The organism is Methylocystis sp., assembly GCF_051061285.1.
GTDB lineage: Bacteria > Pseudomonadota > Alphaproteobacteria > Rhizobiales > Beijerinckiaceae > Methylocystis.
The window spans coordinates 1-16,771 of record NZ_JBPFEA010000034.1; the positions used below are offsets into that span (position 1 = coordinate 1).

The 16,771-nt window shown below is 62.1% G+C and carries 17 protein-coding genes and 1 tRNA gene; 3 read left to right on the forward strand and 15 right to left on the reverse strand.

Annotated elements, in window-relative coordinates; all coding sequences use genetic code 11:
• Positions 1 to 161: 161 nt before the first annotated feature.
• From ACR65T_RS12340 to ACR65T_RS12395, 12 genes are all read right to left on the reverse strand, one after another.
• Positions 162 to 1,013 carry a hypothetical protein gene (locus ACR65T_RS12340; protein ID WP_434496760.1) on the reverse strand — a complete coding sequence of 284 codons (852 nt, stop codon included), beginning with the start codon at positions 1,011 to 1,013 and terminating at the stop codon, positions 162 to 164.
• A gap of 1,327 nt (positions 1,014 to 2,340) precedes the next feature.
• Positions 2,341 to 3,669, reverse strand: coding sequence for a glycosyltransferase family 2 protein (locus tag ACR65T_RS12345; protein ID WP_434496761.1), 1,329 nt, complete (start codon positions 3,667 to 3,669; stop codon positions 2,341 to 2,343).
• 132 nt (positions 3,670 to 3,801) lie between these two features.
• Positions 3,802 to 4,692: an NAD-dependent epimerase/dehydratase family protein gene (locus tag ACR65T_RS12350; RefSeq protein WP_434496762.1), complete on the reverse strand. Its 891-nt coding sequence runs from the start codon at positions 4,690 to 4,692 to the stop codon at positions 3,802 to 3,804.
• Between the two features lie 92 nt (positions 4,693 to 4,784).
• Positions 4,785 to 5,318 (reverse strand): dTDP-4-dehydrorhamnose 3,5-epimerase family protein, encoded by a 534-nt coding sequence (locus tag ACR65T_RS12355; RefSeq protein ID WP_434496763.1) that lies wholly within the window; start codon positions 5,316 to 5,318, stop codon positions 4,785 to 4,787.
• Positions 5,315 to 6,553, reverse strand: coding sequence for a methyltransferase domain-containing protein (locus ACR65T_RS12360; RefSeq protein WP_434496764.1), 1,239 nt, complete (start codon positions 6,551 to 6,553; stop codon positions 5,315 to 5,317). The genes ACR65T_RS12355 and ACR65T_RS12360 overlap by 4 nt, the downstream gene beginning before the upstream one ends.
• Before the next feature lie 4 nt (positions 6,554 to 6,557).
• Positions 6,558 to 7,613 (reverse strand): CDP-glucose 4,6-dehydratase, encoded by a 1,056-nt coding sequence (gene rfbG, locus ACR65T_RS12365; protein WP_434496765.1) that lies wholly within the window; start codon positions 7,611 to 7,613, stop codon positions 6,558 to 6,560.
• A 60-nt stretch (positions 7,614 to 7,673) separates the two neighbouring features.
• Complete coding sequence (gene rfbF / locus ACR65T_RS12370; RefSeq protein WP_434496766.1) at positions 7,674 to 8,447, reverse strand: glucose-1-phosphate cytidylyltransferase; 774 nt, start codon at positions 8,445 to 8,447, stop codon at positions 7,674 to 7,676.
• A gap of 543 nt (positions 8,448 to 8,990) precedes the next feature.
• Positions 8,991 to 9,066: transfer RNA gene (locus ACR65T_RS12375), tRNA-Lys, on the reverse strand.
• 142 nt (positions 9,067 to 9,208) lie between these two features.
• Positions 9,209 to 9,445, reverse strand: a complete 237-nt coding sequence (locus tag ACR65T_RS12380; RefSeq protein WP_434496767.1) for a DUF1467 family protein — start codon at positions 9,443 to 9,445, stop codon at positions 9,209 to 9,211.
• Between the two features lie 5 nt (positions 9,446 to 9,450).
• Complete coding sequence (gene mce, locus ACR65T_RS12385; protein ID WP_434496768.1) at positions 9,451 to 9,855, reverse strand: methylmalonyl-CoA epimerase; 405 nt, start codon at positions 9,853 to 9,855, stop codon at positions 9,451 to 9,453.
• A gap of 56 nt (positions 9,856 to 9,911) precedes the next feature.
• A complete protein-coding gene (locus ACR65T_RS12390) occupies positions 9,912 to 11,225 on the reverse strand; it encodes a winged helix-turn-helix domain-containing protein (protein WP_434496769.1) in 1,314 nt (437 codons plus the stop codon).
• A gap of 370 nt (positions 11,226 to 11,595) precedes the next feature.
• Positions 11,596 to 12,174 (reverse strand): hypothetical protein, encoded by a 579-nt coding sequence (locus tag ACR65T_RS12395; RefSeq protein WP_434496770.1) that lies wholly within the window; start codon positions 12,172 to 12,174, stop codon positions 11,596 to 11,598.
• A 143-nt stretch (positions 12,175 to 12,317) separates the two neighbouring features.
• Here ACR65T_RS12395 and ACR65T_RS12400 point away from each other — a divergent pair, with 143 nt between their 5' ends.
• Together ACR65T_RS12400 and ACR65T_RS12405 are read left to right on the forward strand one after the other, a co-directional pair.
• Entirely contained in the window at positions 12,318 to 12,665 is a 348-nt protein-coding gene (locus tag ACR65T_RS12400; protein WP_256032192.1) for a hypothetical protein, read from the forward strand.
• A 30-nt stretch (positions 12,666 to 12,695) separates the two neighbouring features.
• A complete protein-coding gene (locus ACR65T_RS12405) occupies positions 12,696 to 13,271 on the forward strand; it encodes an NnrU family protein (RefSeq protein ID WP_434496771.1) in 576 nt (191 codons plus the stop codon).
• 93 nt (positions 13,272 to 13,364) lie between these two features.
• Here ACR65T_RS12405 and ACR65T_RS12410 read toward each other — a convergent pair whose 3' ends face one another.
• The 3 genes from ACR65T_RS12410 to gltX all read right to left on the reverse strand — a co-directional run bounded on the left by ACR65T_RS12410 (position 13,365) and on the right by gltX (position 15,366).
• Positions 13,365 to 13,535, reverse strand: a complete 171-nt coding sequence (locus tag ACR65T_RS12410) for a YegP family protein (RefSeq protein ID WP_434496772.1) — start codon at positions 13,533 to 13,535, stop codon at positions 13,365 to 13,367.
• 66 nt (positions 13,536 to 13,601) lie between these two features.
• On the reverse strand, positions 13,602 to 14,000 hold the full coding sequence (locus tag ACR65T_RS12415) for a DUF1622 domain-containing protein (RefSeq protein ID WP_434496773.1): 399 nt from the start codon (positions 13,998 to 14,000) through the stop codon (positions 13,602 to 13,604).
• 13 nt (positions 14,001 to 14,013) lie between these two features.
• Entirely contained in the window at positions 14,014 to 15,366 is a 1,353-nt protein-coding gene (gene gltX, locus ACR65T_RS12420) for a glutamate--tRNA ligase (protein ID WP_434496774.1), read from the reverse strand.
• A gap of 244 nt (positions 15,367 to 15,610) precedes the next feature.
• On the opposite strand from gltX, the gene ACR65T_RS12425 reads away from it, so the two are divergent.
• Positions 15,611 to 16,753 (forward strand): ceramide glucosyltransferase, encoded by a 1,143-nt coding sequence (locus tag ACR65T_RS12425; RefSeq protein ID WP_434496775.1) that lies wholly within the window; start codon positions 15,611 to 15,613, stop codon positions 16,751 to 16,753.
• Positions 16,754 to 16,771: the final 18 nt, after the last annotated feature.

A 16,771-nucleotide genomic window follows, 5' to 3' on the forward strand; every position in this document is an offset into this window, starting at 1 on the left:
GGCCATAACCAGTTGCTAAAGATCATCGAGGGTGTGAAGTTCATCGACGGGCTCGAGGTCGCCGCCAAGCCGACCGATTCTCAGCCCCAAACCGCCGCCGCCTGATCCTTCAGGCCGTCACCAAAAATCGGCGATAGCTCCACCGGCGCTCGCTGCAATAACTAGAAGTTGTGGTTGAGCGTGGCGGCAAAGCCCTGATAGGCGACCGCATTGTCGTTGAACGAGTCTTCGATCTTCGTCACGTCGACGGTCTTGAGATTGACGTCGGTCGTGTTGAAGGCGTCTTCGATCTTCAAGCCGCCGGCGACGCCGCCGCGATCCGCGACGTTGATGGTCGTGTCGACCGTGATCTTCGACACCGACGTGTTGTCGATGCTGGTGTTGTTGGAGCCGACGGTGATCATGAAGGCCTTGCCGTCGCCGCCATTGGCGTCGATGCCGTTGCCAACGCCGTGCTGGCTGGCGCCGGCGACCGTGGTCGAATCCTGCGACGAGAGATTGGCCTGCACCGTGGTGAGTTTCGCGGCAGACTCGGCTTCGTTGCGGCCGACGCCGACGCCGACGTTAACCGGGACGATAGGGGTAGCTGACGCGTCCTGCAGCGCGGTTCCCTGAGCGGCGAGAGCGACCGGGATCGCAAGGCCGCCGGCAAGACCGGCCTGATCGGATTCATTGCTCGACAGCGCCACCGCGGCGTTGATCGCCACGACATTGACGTCGCCGCCGTTGCCGCCATTGCCGGAGTCGACGATGCTGCCGACGCTGAAGGCATGCGTGTCCATGTTGAAGTCGGCGAAGCGCTGGTCGAAAGCGCTCGGCGCCAGAGCGATGCCGCCGCCGACGGCGACGTTCTGATTGACGATGCCGACGTTGTTGAGGCCGAGGTTGGTGACGCTGCCGACGTTCACGCCCTGCGAGACGGAGGTGTTGATGCCGACGTTGGCGCCGATCGGATCGGCGAAGGCGGGAGCGGCGAGCACAGTGGCGATGGCCACAAGCGAGAGCTTCTTCATGGGGAGGATCCTTCTAGTGATTTTGTTTAATTCCGACGACCAGCGCGCCGATCATCGAGGCGCAGAGTTGTCCAAGGGCAGTCGATCCGTCCAGCCACTAAATGTCTCGCTAACCAGTTTTAGTAATAAGTGTGGCGAAAGTGCAACATTGTAATGCGCTGCCATGTACATGGTCTAAATATCGGAGATATCATCAATATTTTGGACGCTGAATGAAAAAAACATGGGCTTTTGAACGCGTGGACAAACTTTACCATGGAGGATTCGACATCGTCGTCGGGGTGAAGATGAGAATTATGGAACGTTTGCAAAATGTGAACATTAAATGAATGCCAAAGAGTCTTCTTGTATTCCATGGACGTTCGCGGCATAGCTAATCAACTCGAGCGCTCTACGGTCATGCGAGGAAAAATAATGGTATTTCACCAACTTAAGCTGATCTCCGCCGCCTTTCTCTCATTGGCCGTTACGAGCCCAACTTCGCTGATGGCGCAAGGAGATATGGGCCCGATCGGCACCGTGGTGCTGGAGAATATGATTCGCGAACAAAATCCGCCGAGCTATGGCTCTCAGACGTTCAGATCACGGCCGCCCTATAAATACAGGTCGTGCAAAACTCATAAAATGCATAGCTGCCAGCGCGTGAATCGCTGGAGCAAAGCCAATTAGCATGCATTGCTCAGGTGACATGTGAGAATGTTACATGTCGATTGTTTTGCTAAAATGCTGAATGACTCGCCGTTCTGGAATCGAGGCGTGCACCGATGCTGTCTGCCGCGATCTATATTAAATAAGACCATGGAGAGCGGAGTCGTAATCCTGAACGTCGCGAGGGAGACGCGCTGATTTGTGGAAACGTCGCGCGCGCTCCGCCCCAACATTTGGTAAGGACTTGTTGATCTTGGCGCGGGCTGGCGGCCAAAACTTGGACGCCGTGGATTCTGCGTGTCCAAGGCGCGCTGCGCGCGAATGTTCAGGGTTGGCCGCGTCGGCGAGCACGCCCGCTCCTCCTCAACGAATCGATGTCGAAGCGCGGCATGCGCGGAGCGGCTCTGCGCCGGCGCGAATTCGCGCCTCTTAACCTTGCCTGAGACGCGCCAATCACGACTTCGGCCACAGAAATTGCGACAGGCCAGGAATCGCGTCGTGCGGATCGCGCGCCCGAAATACGCTTGCCGCGCCTGCGCGCCGATCGTCCAGGCGGCGGCGCCTGAACGGCCAATCGCTGCCGGCCCGGCGACGCCGCCGCAACGGCGTCTTGATTGCCGCCGCGCGACTCTGTGAAAGCGGATGACCCGCATTGCGACGCCGTTTGGCGCGCCAAACGTCAGCGCCGATTGACGCCGGTAGAACCCTCGCTTTGCGTTTGAAGGCGCGCCGACCCCACCCGACCTCGCGTCTTGAGGAGATTCAAAAGCATCTCCAGTCGCTTTTGGCGGTAGAAGGAACGTAAGCGGGAATCGTCGGGCGCAAAGCCGGCAATCCATTCGGGCGTCTTGCCCCGATAACCCAGCAGACGCGACGACAGGCGCGTCGCGCCGGCAATGTCCGTCGCGCCATAGCCGCTCGCGTCGAGAAACAGACGTTGGGCGTGTATCCCTTCCAAATTGGGGCGATAACTGTCGCGGGGCGACGGCTGGGGCGTAAAATTCTCGATGCGCTTGTCAAACCACGAAACGAGCGCAGGATCGTCCGACAGGGATCGCCGCAATTCCGCTTCCACATAGGGCCATTCGTCAAGGTCGTCGATCGGCGGGGCGAGCAAGAAGCTCTCCACCATCGCCTGGCGATCGAGGCTTATCGGATCGTCGGGAAATAGGTCTTCCTTGGCGCGAAGGAAAGAATCCGCAACGCAAATGAATCCTGAAGGCAGATCGGGAACGGAAGGATGGAGGCGCAGGCCTGCGACCTCATTTTCGCCGCGAAATGTCTGCGCGATTTGATGTTTGCTGCGCAGAAAACTAAAGGCGATGTGGTTGCTGGATGCGGAGAACCCGCTGATCGATAGCGGCGCCGAGAGCGACAGATATTCTCCCGCCAAATAAGCAACAGCGAAGCTGGAATAGGTATCGCAGTGGAAACTATCGAAAACTTTTCCCGTGGTCGCGCGGACTTGCTCAAGCACTTCGCGCGCCACACAGCCGTGATAGATGTTGGGCAATAGCGTTGCGGGCGCGCGTCCCGCCAGAACGTCCTCCATCGTCTGGCGCCCATTCATCCGCTCGACATTTCGTTTGAGCGGAATCTGCAAATGATTCGCAAGATCGTCGCGGGCGATGTTCGGCCAGGAGTAAAGGGCGCTGTCCCAGCTGATCGCTTTCACATTCTGTTTGGCGAATAAGCCGCGCAGCGTCGAAAAAGCGAACGGCATGAGCGAGTCGTCGTCGCCTATATAGGTGATATATTTGCCGCGCGTGAGGCTGTATGCGAGATTGTAATTATCGCGCATGCACAAAGTCTCTGGCGCGCGGTGGTAGACAATTTTCGGCGAGCCGATCTCTTCGACGACCTGGCGGGTCGCCGGCGAACTGCAATTGTCGCAAACAACGATCTCATAGGAATCGAAGTCCTGCTCCAGGCATGCTTTGAGCGAGAAGCGCAAAGTTGCGGCGCGTTCACGGGTCGGAATGACCAGACTGAAATCAGGTTCGCTCATAAACGCTAGTCCTTATTCTCGCGACTGGAATGTGGAGCGGGCCGTCCGGCCAAGAACGCCGTTCAACCAAGTCGCTCGGCCAGTGAGCGACATTATCCCGCCAAGCATATGCTTGTTTCGCAATAGCGGCGATCACGGCCGGCCCCCTAGCTCTGCGCGCCACCAAGCGTAGGTTTCGGCGAGACCCTCGTCGAGCGTTCTCGACGGTCGAAACCTCACTTCGTCACGCAGTCGGCTCACATCTGCGACAATGCGTGGCGGCTCGTCGGGACGGTCAGGCAGCGCGCCGACGCGAATAAGATCCGAGCGACCCGCAATCGCGCCAAGACGCTCGGCGATGGAAGCGACGCTCACTCCCTCGCCGCTCGCAATGTTCACAGCGCCCGTAGTCTCGCTTAGAACGAGCGCTGCGAGCGCAGCGCCAGCGTCGCGGGTATCGAGAAAATCGCGCACTGCAAGCCCCCGCGAAAGCGGCGCGGCTTCTCCGCGGGCAAGTTTCGCCGCGAGGGAAGCAACAAGCCGCGCCTCATGCTCGAAAGGCCCATAAAGATAGAACAGGCGCGCCCACGCAAACGAAATATCGCCAAGCTCCTGCAGCACCCGTCGCGCTGCGTCCTTTGCGACGGCATAAAGGGTCGCCGGCGCGATTTCAGTGGTCCCTTCATTACACGTCCCGTCGTCCGGCCAGCGATATTCGAAGCATGTCCCAACGCCAACGAAGCGCTGAACGCCGGCGTCAAGCGCGGCGCGAGCAAGAAGTAGCGTTGCGGCGGTCCAGTCGAGATTGTCTCGGCTGGTCCAAAATGCGCCGTGCTCGACGTTCCACGCCAGATGGAGCACAGTATCAGGCCGTACCCGATTGATCAGCGCGCCAGCCGCGCCGGGCGCGCGCAGATCTCCACCATAGGCGACAACGGCGCCGTCGACTTTCTCAGCGTGCTGAGCGTGCGCGTGAACCTCGACGCCCGCGCGAGCCAGCGCGCCGATCGTCTGCCTACCGACAAATCCCGAAGCGCCCGTCACCAGAACTCGCAACGCGACCCCCCGGCATAAAACGTTTGCATGTGCAACGAACGCATACAGAATAGGGACGGCGGCGGCAAATCCCTGTCGTTTCAGCCGCGCCAGGGCGACGCCCAGGCGAGATCCGCCTCGCCGATCACGGCGGGCAGGGCCGGCCAGCTAATCGCAAATCCCGGATCGTCATAGCGTAGCCCGCGCGCCTGCCCGCCCACGAACGGCCGGCTCATCTGATAGAGCACATCGGTGTCGGGTTCGAGGGTGAGAAAGCCGTGCGCGCAGCCTTCGGGAATGAACAGCGCGTTGGCGCGATCGGCGTCGAGGCGCCGGGCGATCCAGCGCCGAAATGTCGGACTCTCGCGGCGCAGGTCGATCACAACGTCATGGATCGCGCCACGCGTCGCGCGCACCAGCTTCGCCTCGGCGTAAGGCGGATCCTGCCAGTGCATGCCGCGCAGCGTATGCATACGACCGTTGCGCGACAGATTGATCTGCGTCGATGTGAAGGAAATGTCGGCGGCCGCAAATTCCTCGGGACAATAGAGGCGCGCGAAAAACCCCCGCGCGTCGGCGCGCGGCTCGGCCGCGATCTCGACGACGCCCGGTATTTCGGTCGGCGCGAATCTCAAGCGTCGAACACTCGGGTTTCAGGGACGGCGGTGACAAACTTGCCGTCCCATTGGCGAATTTCGGCCATCTGGCCCACGATCTCCTCCCGCAGGTTCCACGGAAGGATCACCAGATAATCGGGGCGCGTATCGGCGATCGTCGCGGGCGCGCGAATTGGAATATGGCTCCCCGGCAAAAACTTTCCCTGCTTGGCGGCGCTGCGATCGTAGACGCAGACGATGTCATTCGCGTTCACCCCGCAGACATTGAGGAACGTGTTGCCCTTGGCGGCCGCGCCATAGGCGGCGACCGTCTTGCCTTCCGCCTTGGCGCGCGCGAGAAAATTCAAGAAGGAAGCTTTCACCGCTTCGACCTTTTCGGCAAAGCCCGCATAGCCTTCGATCGCATCGAGACGCGCGGCGCGTTCGGCGCCGCGCACCGCCTCCAGGCGCGGCGTCGGCGCATGATCCGCGCCTTTGCGGCAGACGAACAGGCGCAGGGAGCCGCCATGCGTCGGCAGTTCCTCGACGTCGAAAGCGACAAGATCGTTCGCGGCCAGAACGCGCTCCACCGCCACGAGCGAGAGATAGGAAAAGTGCTCGTGATAGATCGTGTCGAACTGCAGTTCGCGGATGAGGTTCAAGACGTGCGGAAATTCGAAGGTCGCGACGCCGCCGGGCTTGAGAATTTCCGCAAATCCGGCAACGAATTCGCCGATATCGGGAACATGCGCCAACACATTGTTGGCCGCCGTGAGATCGGCGGCGACGCCGCGCGCCGCCAGCTTGCGGGCGGTCTCTTTGCCGAAAAAGGCGACTTCCGTCGGCACGCCTTTGGCGCGCGCCGCCTCGGCGACATTGGCCGCCGGCTCGACCCCCAGCACCGGCACGCCGCGCGCGATGAAATGCTGAAGCAGATAGCCGTCGTTTGACGCGACTTCGATCACAAGCGACTGCGCGCCAAGTCCGAAGCGCTCGATCATCGCATCCGCGTAACGCTGCGCATGCGCGACCCAGCTGTCAGAATAGGAAGAGAAATAGGCGTAGTCGGAGAAGATCGCCTCGGACGACACCGGCGCGTCCACCTGCACCAAGAAGCAGGCGTCGCAAACGCGCGCGTGGAGCGGAAAGCTCTTGTCGAGACCCCGCGCGATCTCTTCCGCCGTGACATAGGAGTTGGCGAGCGGCGTCGAGCCGAGATCGACGAAATCATGTTTCAGTGGTGCGCCGCAAAAGCGGCAGGCTGGCGTTTGCATTGTCTTATCCAGGAAGTTTCTCGAAGGCGTCGATCTGCGCGAGCGTCGTCGCCAGAGGGCCGCTTTCCGCGAAGGCGCCGCGGTACCAGTCCGCGGTCCAATTGATCGCCAGCCGGCCGGGCAAGCGGTCCCGCCAGCCGAGAAGCGCCCGGGCGCGCGAGGAGTCGACCGCCAGTGTATGCATTTCGCGCGAATCCGCCGGCTGATGTTCGTAGCGCGCATCGCGGCCAAGCGCTTTGAGCATTTCCTCGGTGAGTTCGCCCACCGTGATCGGCGCTGTCGGGTCGGGCCCGAAATTCAGCGTTTCGGGAAGGCTCTCGCCGCGTTCAAGCGCATCGACATAGGTCAAATAGCCATGCAGGCAATCGAGCACATGCTGCCAGGGCCGAGTCGCCTGCGGCATGCGCAGCACCGGCCTCTCGTTCTTTGCCGCCGCGCGCACGATGTCGGGAACGATGCGGTCGGCCGCGTAGTCGCCGCCGCCGATGACATTGCCGCCCCGCGCGGTGACGATTTTCACGCTCGTATTTTTGAAGAAGGACTGCGCGTAAGCGCGGGTGACGAGTTCGGCCGCCGCCTTGGACGCCGAGTAGGGGTCCTTGCCGCCGAGGCGCGCGTCTTCCGCGAAGGCGGCGCCTTGCTCGTCATTCGCATAGACTTTGTCGGAGGTGACGACCAGAATAGTCGAAACGTCAGGCGCGCTGCGCAGGGCCTGCAGCAGATGCGCGGCGCCCATGACATTTGTCGCGAGCGTGCCGAGCGGATCGGCGTGCGACCGGCGGACGATCGCCTGCGCGGCGAGATGCAAAACGATTTGCGGGCGGGCTTTTGCAACGGCGGCCTCGACCGATTCGAGATCGTTCAGGTCGCCGAAAGTCGAATTCAGACGCTTGCCGACCTGCGCCATCTCGTAAAGACTTGCATCGCCTTCAGGCGGAAGCGCAAAACCGTAGACTTCGGCGCCGAGTCGATCGAGCCAGAGCGCCAGCCAAGCGCCCTTGAAGCCGGTATGGCCGGTCAAAAGAACGCGGCGGCCGGCTAAGGTCTTCCATTTGTCCACGCTTTATTCCCGCCAGTCCAGCTTCATATTTCCTCGCGCCCGCCGGTCACATTCGGCGCCTCAGCTCCATACCTTCCATGGCGCGTGACCGCTATCCCACAAAGATTCGAGCCGATTCTTGTCGCGCAGCGTGTCCATCGGCTGCCAAAATCCCTCATGCTTATATGCTCGTAATTCTCCTTCCGCCGCCAGACGCGCCAGCGGCCTTTCCTCCCAGGGCGTCGCGTCGCCGTCGATATAGTCGATTACGGAAGGATCCAGAACGAAAAATCCGCCATTGATGAAGCTCTGGTCGCCGGGCGGCTTTTCGATGAATTTGGTGACGGCGTCGCCTTCGAGAAACAAGGCTCCATAACGGCCGGGCGGCGTCACAGCGGTGAGGGTGGCTTTGCGCCCGTGCGCGCGATGAAACTTGATCAGCGCGCCGACATCCACGTCGGCCACGCCGTCGCCGTAGGTGAAGCAGAAAGGCTGTCCCGCCTTGAGGTAGCTGCGGACTCTTTTGAGCCGTCCGCCGGTCATCGACGATTCGCCGGTGTCGACCAGCGTGATCTTCCAGGATTCGCTTTTACGACTATGAAATTCCACCTGTCCGGTTTCGCCGTCGACGGTTATGTCGGCGTTATGCATGAAATAATTGCTGAAATACTCCTTGATCATATAGCCCTTATAGCCGAGGCAAACGACGAAGTTGTTCACGCCATGAGCGTGATAGATTTTCATAATATGCCATAATATTGGGCGACCGCCGATCTCGATCATCGGCTTCGGGCGGAGATAAGATTCCTCGGAAATTCGCGTCCCCATGCCGCCCGCAAGTATGACAACCTGCATTTTTTCTCCTCCAGTGTCGCGGACGGCGCCTATCGATGGGCCAATTTAATATAGTTGCGACGCATTCTCCTATACGTGCTTGCCAAATCGCTCAATTGGACTGGCGCTTGGCAAGCGATCGATGCTTGATTGACGCAGCCAGCTCAAAATCGCTTGATTAAATCCCAAAGAGCATTTCTCAGCAGATTCGGTGATCTTAGGCAGATGTACGGGTAAGTCGTCTCCATAGATCCCAAGGGTGCGCGGCGGCGGGTGCGCGGCGGCGGGTGCGCGGCGGCTCCTTTCGCGAGCCACCTCACTCCATCAACCAATCAACCGTCTTGGCCTTTTTGTTGTCCTTTGAACCTGCCAACCTTTGTGAACGCGTAAACGTTCGCGACGTGGCTGGCATAGCCTTAGTGCTTTGGCGTTGGCGAGGACGACGAGCTTGCGCACTCGTGCGGCGAGAATCGATCAATCACGAACGCGCTCTGACTGATGGGCGCCATTTGGCGCCAAACCTCTTTTTTAAACCGATCGATAACAGCAATGATTGGATTAATTTGGTGAGCGCGGTGGGGCTCGAACCCACGACCCCCTGATTAAAAGTCAGGTGCTCTACCGACTGAGCTACGCGCTCGCTCCAGAGGCGGCGGGCGGCGCCGCCGAAGTCGACTGAGCGGGTCGGTCCGTTCGGCCGTGCGGGTCGTCTGTCCCGCGCTTGGCGATCAACTACCGGCGGGCGGCGGGCCGGTCAACCCCCGGCGGGCGACCGCGCCCGCTCACGCCGTGAGCTTGGCGAAAAGCACGAGCAGGCCGAAGAGGACAGCCGAGACGACCGTCGTGATCCCCGCCTTTTTCAAGAGATCGGGAGAGGCTGGGGCGCCGGGGTCGGCGCCCTCGGGAAGCTCTTCTTCGGCCTCTTCGGACGAGCGAACGCCGAGCGGCAGCACGGCGAACAGCACGATCCACCAGATCGTCAGGTAGATCGCCGCCGCCAGCGGCAGGGAAAAGGGCATGCGCGTTAAGCCTGCTCGAGTTCGATCAAGGCGCCGCAGAAGTCCTTGGGATGCAGAAACAGCACCGGCTTGCCATGCGCGCCGATCCTGGGCTCTCCATCGCCCAACACGCGCGCGCCCGAGGCCTTGAGCTGCTCGCGCGCCGCGATAATGTCTTCGACCTCATAACAGATGTGGTGGATGCCGCCGGCTGGATTTTTCGCGACGAAGCCCGCGATCGGCGAGTTTTCGCCGTAGGGTTCGAGCAGCTCGATCTTGGTGTTCGGCAATTCGACGAAAACGACCGTAACGCCGTGCGCCGCGATGCGTTCTGGCGCCGAAACCTTCGCCCCCAGCGCGTCGCGGTAGATGGCGGAAGCCTTTTCGACGCTATCGACAGCGATAGCGACATGGTTCAGACGGCCGATCATTTTTTTCCTTCCGGAAGAATGCTGTGCAGCGCCAATAAGCGCTGAGGCGGGCAATTTCAACCGGCGGGGCGCGCCTCGGCCTGCTGCGGGCGGCCGAATCCGTCGATGGCGCCGCGCAAAGCGATGAAGCGCGGATCGACGCGTGCGAAGGAGCTCCAGGGACAGCCTTCGGAAAGGCCGCGTCGAATCGCTTCGAGGGCCTCGGCGCGCTTGCCCAGAGCGAAAAACGCCGCGCCGAGAAAGCAGGGCGGCGCGTAGAGCTCCTCGTCTTGGACGAGCCTGCCGATGAGCGCTTGCGCCTCCTCGGCGCGGCCGGCGCGGGCGAGGGCATAGGCGAGCACGGTCAATTGGAAGGGATCGTCTGGGCTCGAGGCGACGGCGCGGCGCGCCGTGCTCACCGCCTGTTCGTGAACGCCCTGAAGGCTGTAGGCGATGGACATCACGAGATGCAGAGTCGCGGCGTCGGGCCGCAAGTCGAGCCCGTCGCGCGCATAGCGGCGCGCCCGTTCGAGATCGCCGGCGCAGAGAATGAGCCACGCGCGCAGCGACAGCAGCGCCTGATCATGCGGCGAGTTGACGAGGCCCTCTTCGCAATCGGCGATGCCGTCGTCGAGACGATCGGCCGCCGCAAGCAGCCAACAGCGGTAGACGCGCGCTTTGCCGTAGAGAGGATCAACGGCGACGGCCCGATCGAGGAGCGCGAGGCCCTCGGCAATCTTGCCCCTGAGCGCGCCGCGAGCCCAGCCGAGAACGGCCAGCGCCGGCGTATGATCGCGCAGGACGCCGAGCGCCCGGCCAGCGAAGTCCTCGATCATTCCCGCCGCCTGGGCGGGATGAAGAAACCCGCGTACGACTCGGCCGGCGGCGATGTCGGCGGCGAGAGCCCAGACCGCCGGATTGCCGGGGTCGAGCTGGGCGGCGGATGCGATCGCTTCCTGCGCGCGCGCGAAGCCCTCTCGCGTGCGGTCGCCGGCAAGCTCGTAGGCGGTCTGCCAGAGATCGAGAATATGCGGCTCGCTCAACGGGGCGAGACGGAGCGTTTGCGCGGCGCCTTCGTCGATGGTCTCGACCGTCCCGCGCAGCGACAGCCCCCGGCCATAGGCGGTCGCGATCAGCTCCTCGCCGCCGGCGTTGCGCAGCGGCTTCCGCAAAAGATAGGCGCAGCGGTCGATGGAATCGTCGGACGCGGCGCGATCCGGCCACAGCCGCGCGGCGATTTCGCCCTTGGTGATCAGGACGCCAGGCGACTCCAGAAGCATTTCAAGAAGTTGGCGCGCCTGCGGGCCCAGATGAATGCGCTTGCCGTCGCGCTGCAGTCCGCCCTGTGCGCTGTAACTGAATCCTGAAAATCGCTTCACCAACTCGCCCATGGCAGCCCCCAGCCAGCCGCGATGATGGCAAGACGGCGCGGCTTCGGCAAGAGGCGTATATGGTTAAGTCTTCAAAATCACATAGTTTTTTTGAAATTCTGGCCCTTCCCGGCGGCCGTCGGCTCTCCAAAATAAAAAACGCCGGACGTACCTCCGGCCCGGCGTTTGAGCCTTCCAGATACGCAGCACGTTCGGAAGGCTCGACACAGTCTATGCGCGTCCAAATTGACGGCCGCATGACGCCGCGCCGCCTTCCGCCAAGAGCAGGTTGCGAAAAAGTTGAGAGACTTTTTCGATGAGAACCTGCTCAACATTTTGATTTTGAGCGATTCCTTATTGATCACATGATTTCTTGTGATTGATAAGCGCTCTAAGCGCCGCGCGCGCTCTGGTCATCCTTTCCCCAAACGAAAAGCACGAGAGCCAGAACGCCGGCGGCGGCAAAAAGAAAGTAAGGCATCCGCGCGAACAGCGGCCGGCCGCCGACGGTGAAGGGGAACCGCGACACCCAGTGCTCGCCGTTTGGACCGTCGACTGTGACGATCCCCACGAATTGGCCGGTCTCGTTGAAGACATGTTCAAAGTTCAGCGTGCCGGCCGGATAGACCTTTGGCGGCAGATAGGCCACCGTGACGGCGTCGAGGCGCTCCTGCGGCTCCTTGTCGCCGATGTCGCGGATGATGCGAAAGTCCGTCGACATCTCCCGCATCTCGTCCTGAGCATAATCGAGGACGAAAATCGTCGCGCCAATCGTGGGAATGTCCTCACAGAACCTGTTGCGCGACGCCGCAGGCTGATAGCCGGAGAAATACATGACATCCGGGCCGATTTTCAGCATGCAGGCGTTCTGCTGGCGCTGCATCGCGCCATGAGCGAAAGCGAGCGATAGAGGCGCGCAGACGAGCGCCGCCATCATCAGCAACCAAATAGGACTAAGAGGCTTCGACATGCCGTCCTCCCTGTTCAAAGGCTGGATGACGCTGCTCTGAAACTCAGCTTGCGCGTCATCCCTTCGTCGAATAGCGGTTCGGTGCGTCGCCCACGCGCATGCGATAGGCTGTCCAAGGAAAGAACCCGGCAGGAACGAAAAAGATGCGCCCGGTATCGAAATTCCTCATTGTCGCGCTGCTTCCGCTTCCGGCCGCTTGGGCGCGGGCGGCGGATCTCAACGACTATCCGACCTCCGCGCGCGCCGATTACGTCTTCGGCTGCATGAAGGCGAACGGCGATACGCGCCTCTCCTTGGACCAGTGCTCTTGCTCCATAGACGTCATCGCGACCATTCTGCCTTATGAGCGGTATGTCACGGCCGAGACCGTCGCGAGCGTCAATCAGCAGGCGGGGCAGGTCGGCGCGCTGATGCGCAATACGGATGCGGCCCGCGATATGCTTCAAGAGTTGCGCCGCGCTCAGGCCGAGGCGCAGGTGCGGTGCTTTTAGACGCGAATTGATGCGGAAGGCGGAGAGGCCATGCTTATTCTCATTCTCGGAATCGTGATTTTTCTCGGGGTCCATACGCTTACGGCGTTTCGCGAGACGCGCGCCAGCCTGATCGAGCGCTACGGCCTTCAAACCTATAAGGCCGCCTACGGGCTCGTCGCCGCCATCGGTCTCGGGCTCATCGTCTATGGGTTCATTCGTTATCGCGCAGAGGGCCTGATTTATGTCTGGACGCCGCCGTCATGGGGGCGCCATGTCGCCATGCCGCTCGTCTGGTTCGCTTTCGTCGCGATCGTGAGCCGTCGCGCGCCGCCAGGCCGCATTCGCGGCGCGCTGCGCCATCCGACGCTCGTCGCGGTAAAGAGCTGGGCGCTGGCGCATCTTCTCGTCAATGGCGATCTCGGCGGCATGATCCTGTTCGGGTCTTTTCTCGCCTGGGGCGTCTTCGACCGCATCGCGGTGAAGAGGCGCGGGGACGCGGGCGCGCCGCGGATTTCGCAGTTCACGCGCGGCGACGCGATCGCGCTCGGCGTCGGAACGGCGCTGTTCCTCATCGTGCTCTATCTGCACCCCTGGCTGTTCGGCGTTTCGGTGCTGCCCGCTTAAGTCTGGCGCGCGCGAAATGAGAAGCCGGGCGCAAAAGCGCTCAGCGCAGCGGATTACATAGCAGGCCGCGCCTCGTTTGGGCCGGTGCGGCGCTCAGCTTTCGCGGACGGGAGCTGACGCCGACCCCTTTACCAGTTCAATAGCGCTCAGGCAGTCGGCTTTATTAAAATAGCCTTCACCCGAATTCGCGATCTTCTTGTTGTTCGCGGCGATGAGCGTCCACCGCCACTGATTGGCTGCGTCTTTGTAGACGTGGTAATACATGAAAATATCCTTTGGTTGAGTTTAGGCGATACTTTTTCGAGAATCGCCATGCGTAACACTCCCACTTTAGTCCGATGACGGCGAGGATTGGTCCTCGCTTGGCGCCGGCGTCTCCAGGCTTCGGCCCTGCCATGGCCAGCGGCCTTCGAGCTCCGCCTCCATCGAAAAGCTCATCCCCGTGCGGATCATCACGATCAGTCCGAGCACGAAGACGTTCTCGAGGCTTGGATGTTCGACGGAGACGGTCCGGATGATGTCGCCGCCGACGAGGAACTCCAACCCGAGCAGGATCGAGCGGCCGACATTCTTTCGGTAGCCGCGGTAGGTGAGGGGGTGTGCTCTCCAGGGCGTCAGAAAAGCGAGCGTCGACAGGACCGCGCCAATGACGATGATCAGCACGCCGACGACGTCGAGCGCCAGGCCGGCGAAGTTGATGATCTCGTGGATGCTCGCCAGATAGGGCACTAGCGCTTCGCTTTCATGCGCGGGCGCCGACAAGTCGCGCGAGCGCCGTGGCGTGGCCGATGAGCGGCAGCAGCGCGGCGAGTTCCGGCCCGCTCTCGGCGCCGGTCAGCGCCAGCCGCAGCGGATGGAAAAGCGCCTTGCCCTTCCGGCCGGTCGCCGTCTTGATGTCGCTTGTCCAGGCCGCCCATGTGGTCTCGTCCCAAGGCTCCGACGGCAAAAGCTGCGCCGCGTCTTGCAGGAATGATTCATCCTCGCGGATCGGCTCAATCTCGCCGTCCACGACGCGCCACCATGTCAGAATATCATCGAAACGCGCAAGATTGCCGCGCGCCGCGCGCCATAGCGGCTCCGCCTTGCGGCCGACGATCGTCAAGGCTTCGAGCCGCTCGCGCACGTCCTCAAATTCATAGAGCGCGAGCGTCCGATGCGTCAGAGTTTCAAGATCGGCGGGGTCGAAACGCGCCGGATTGCGCGAGACATGCGACAGATCGAACCTCTGCGCGAGTTCGCCGAGCGAGCGCACGGCGTGGACATTGTCCGAGGAGCCGGTCAGCGTCGCCAGCGCGGCGACGGCGAGAGGCTCGTAGCCGTCTTCGCGCAGCGAGGCGATGGAGAGCGATCCGGTTCGCTTTGACAGAGCCTCGCCGCCCGCGCCGATGAGAAGATTGTGATGCGCGAAAATCGGCGCCGGCGCATGAGGCGCGAGCGCTCGGATGAGCTGCAACTGGACGGCCGTATTGGTGACGTGGTCTTCGCCGCGAATAACATGGGTGATCCGCATGTCGATGTCGTCGACGACCGAGGGCAGCGTGTAAAGAAAACTGCCGTCCTCGCGGATCAGGACCGGGTCCGACAGGGCCGAACAGTCGATATGCGCCGGACCGCGCACAAGATCATTCCATTCGGCGACGCCCGGCTCGAGCATGAATCGCCAGTGCGGCTGTCGGCCCTCGGCTTCGAGCGCGGCGCGATCAGACGCGCTCAGGCGCAGCGCCGCCCGATCGTAGACCGGCGGCAGCCCGCGCGCCTGCTGCATCTTGCGGCGCTTGTCCAACTCTTCCTGGGTTTCATAGCAAGGGTAGAGGCGGCCGGATCGCCGCAGGCGATTGGCGGCGTCCTCATAGAGCGCGACGCGCTCCGACTGGCGGAAAACCGCGTGCGGAACGACGCCCAGCCAGGCGAGATCAATCTCGATTCCGCGCGCGAATTCCTCGCTGGATCTAGCAAAATCAGTGTCATCGAACCGTAGCGCGAATCGTCCAAGGTTGGCGGCGGCGAACAGAAAGTTGAACAGCGCGACGCGCGCGTTGCCGATGTGAATGCGGCCGGTCGGCGAGGGCGCGAAACGAACGATCGGAGAGGTCATGAGGAAGCTTCGTCAGGAGTTTCAACAGGGAATTCAGCAGCAGGGTTTTCAGCAGGAATTTTCGACAGTCGCGCGTCGGGAGAAGATTCTCGCGCCACCATCCTTTTGCCAAGACGCCGCGTCTTTGTCAGGCGGAATTTCAAAATGGCCGCGTCCCGGCGTTGCGCGCCGGAAGCCGAGCCGCTCCGCAGGCGTCCGGCGTTGCGATTCTCTGCGTTACGACTCTTAAGAAAAAGCGCCGTTCATGATCCTGGCCTATATCTGCGCCGGCTGGTGCGCCTTCATCCTCATCCTCAATTTCACAAGCATGGCGCTGATGTCCCGAAAATGTCGGGCGCGGGAGCGAACTCTGCCGCCGCCGGACAATGCGCCGCCGGTAAGCATTGTGCGGCCGTTGCGCGGGCTGGAGCCCTTCAGCGAGGAGACGCTCGGCGCGACCTTCGATCTCGACTATCCCGATTATGAGATCATATTCTGCGTGCAATCGCCGAGCGATCCGGTCATTCCGCTGGTCGAGCGGCTGATCGCGGCGCATCCCGAGCGCGAGGCGCGGCTGCTCGTCGGCGACGATTATGTCAGCGCCAATCCCAAGCTCAACAATTGCGTCAAGGGGTGGGACGCGGCGCGGCATCATCATGTGATCCTCGCCGACTCCAACGCGCTGCCGCCGCGCGACTATATCCAGACCATGCTCGCCGCCTTCCGCGCCAATACGGCGATGAGCGTGTCGATGCCGATCGGTTCGCGTCCGAAAGGCTTCTGGGCGATGGTCGAATGCGCGATCCTCAATACGTTTCAGGCGCGCTGGCAATATGGCGCCGAGGCGATTGGGGCCGCCTTCGCGCAGGGCAAGAACATGATGTGGCGGCGCGACGTGCTCGACAGCGCTGGCGGCATTCGCGCGCTGGCGGGCGAAATCGCCGAGGACGCCGCATCGACCAAAGTCATCCGCGCTCAAGGCATGGATGTGCGCCTCGTCGACATGCCATTCGAGCAGCCGCTCGGCCAACGCACCGCCCGTGAAGTCTATTCACGGCACGTGCGCTGGGCGCGGCTGCGGCGCGCGACCTTCCCCGCGCATTACGCCCCGGAATTCATGAACGGCAGTTTTGCGGCGATCGTGCTCGGCGCCTACGCCGCCGTTCAGCTCGACGGCGGGATTTCGACGGTGGCGCTGGTCACGACGCTCATCGTCTTTTCGCTGCACGGCGGCGAGATCTGGCTGGCGCGGGTCTGCGGCTTCCCGCTCGACTGGCGCACGCCTTTCGCGCTGTTGGTGCGCGACCTGATGTTGCCGGTGATGTTCATCGACGCGCTGCTCTACGACGATTTCGTCTGGCACGGCGCCGAGATGACGGTCCGCGAGGCGGAGGAGACGACGGGCTAGCCAGCCCGCGCGTCTTGC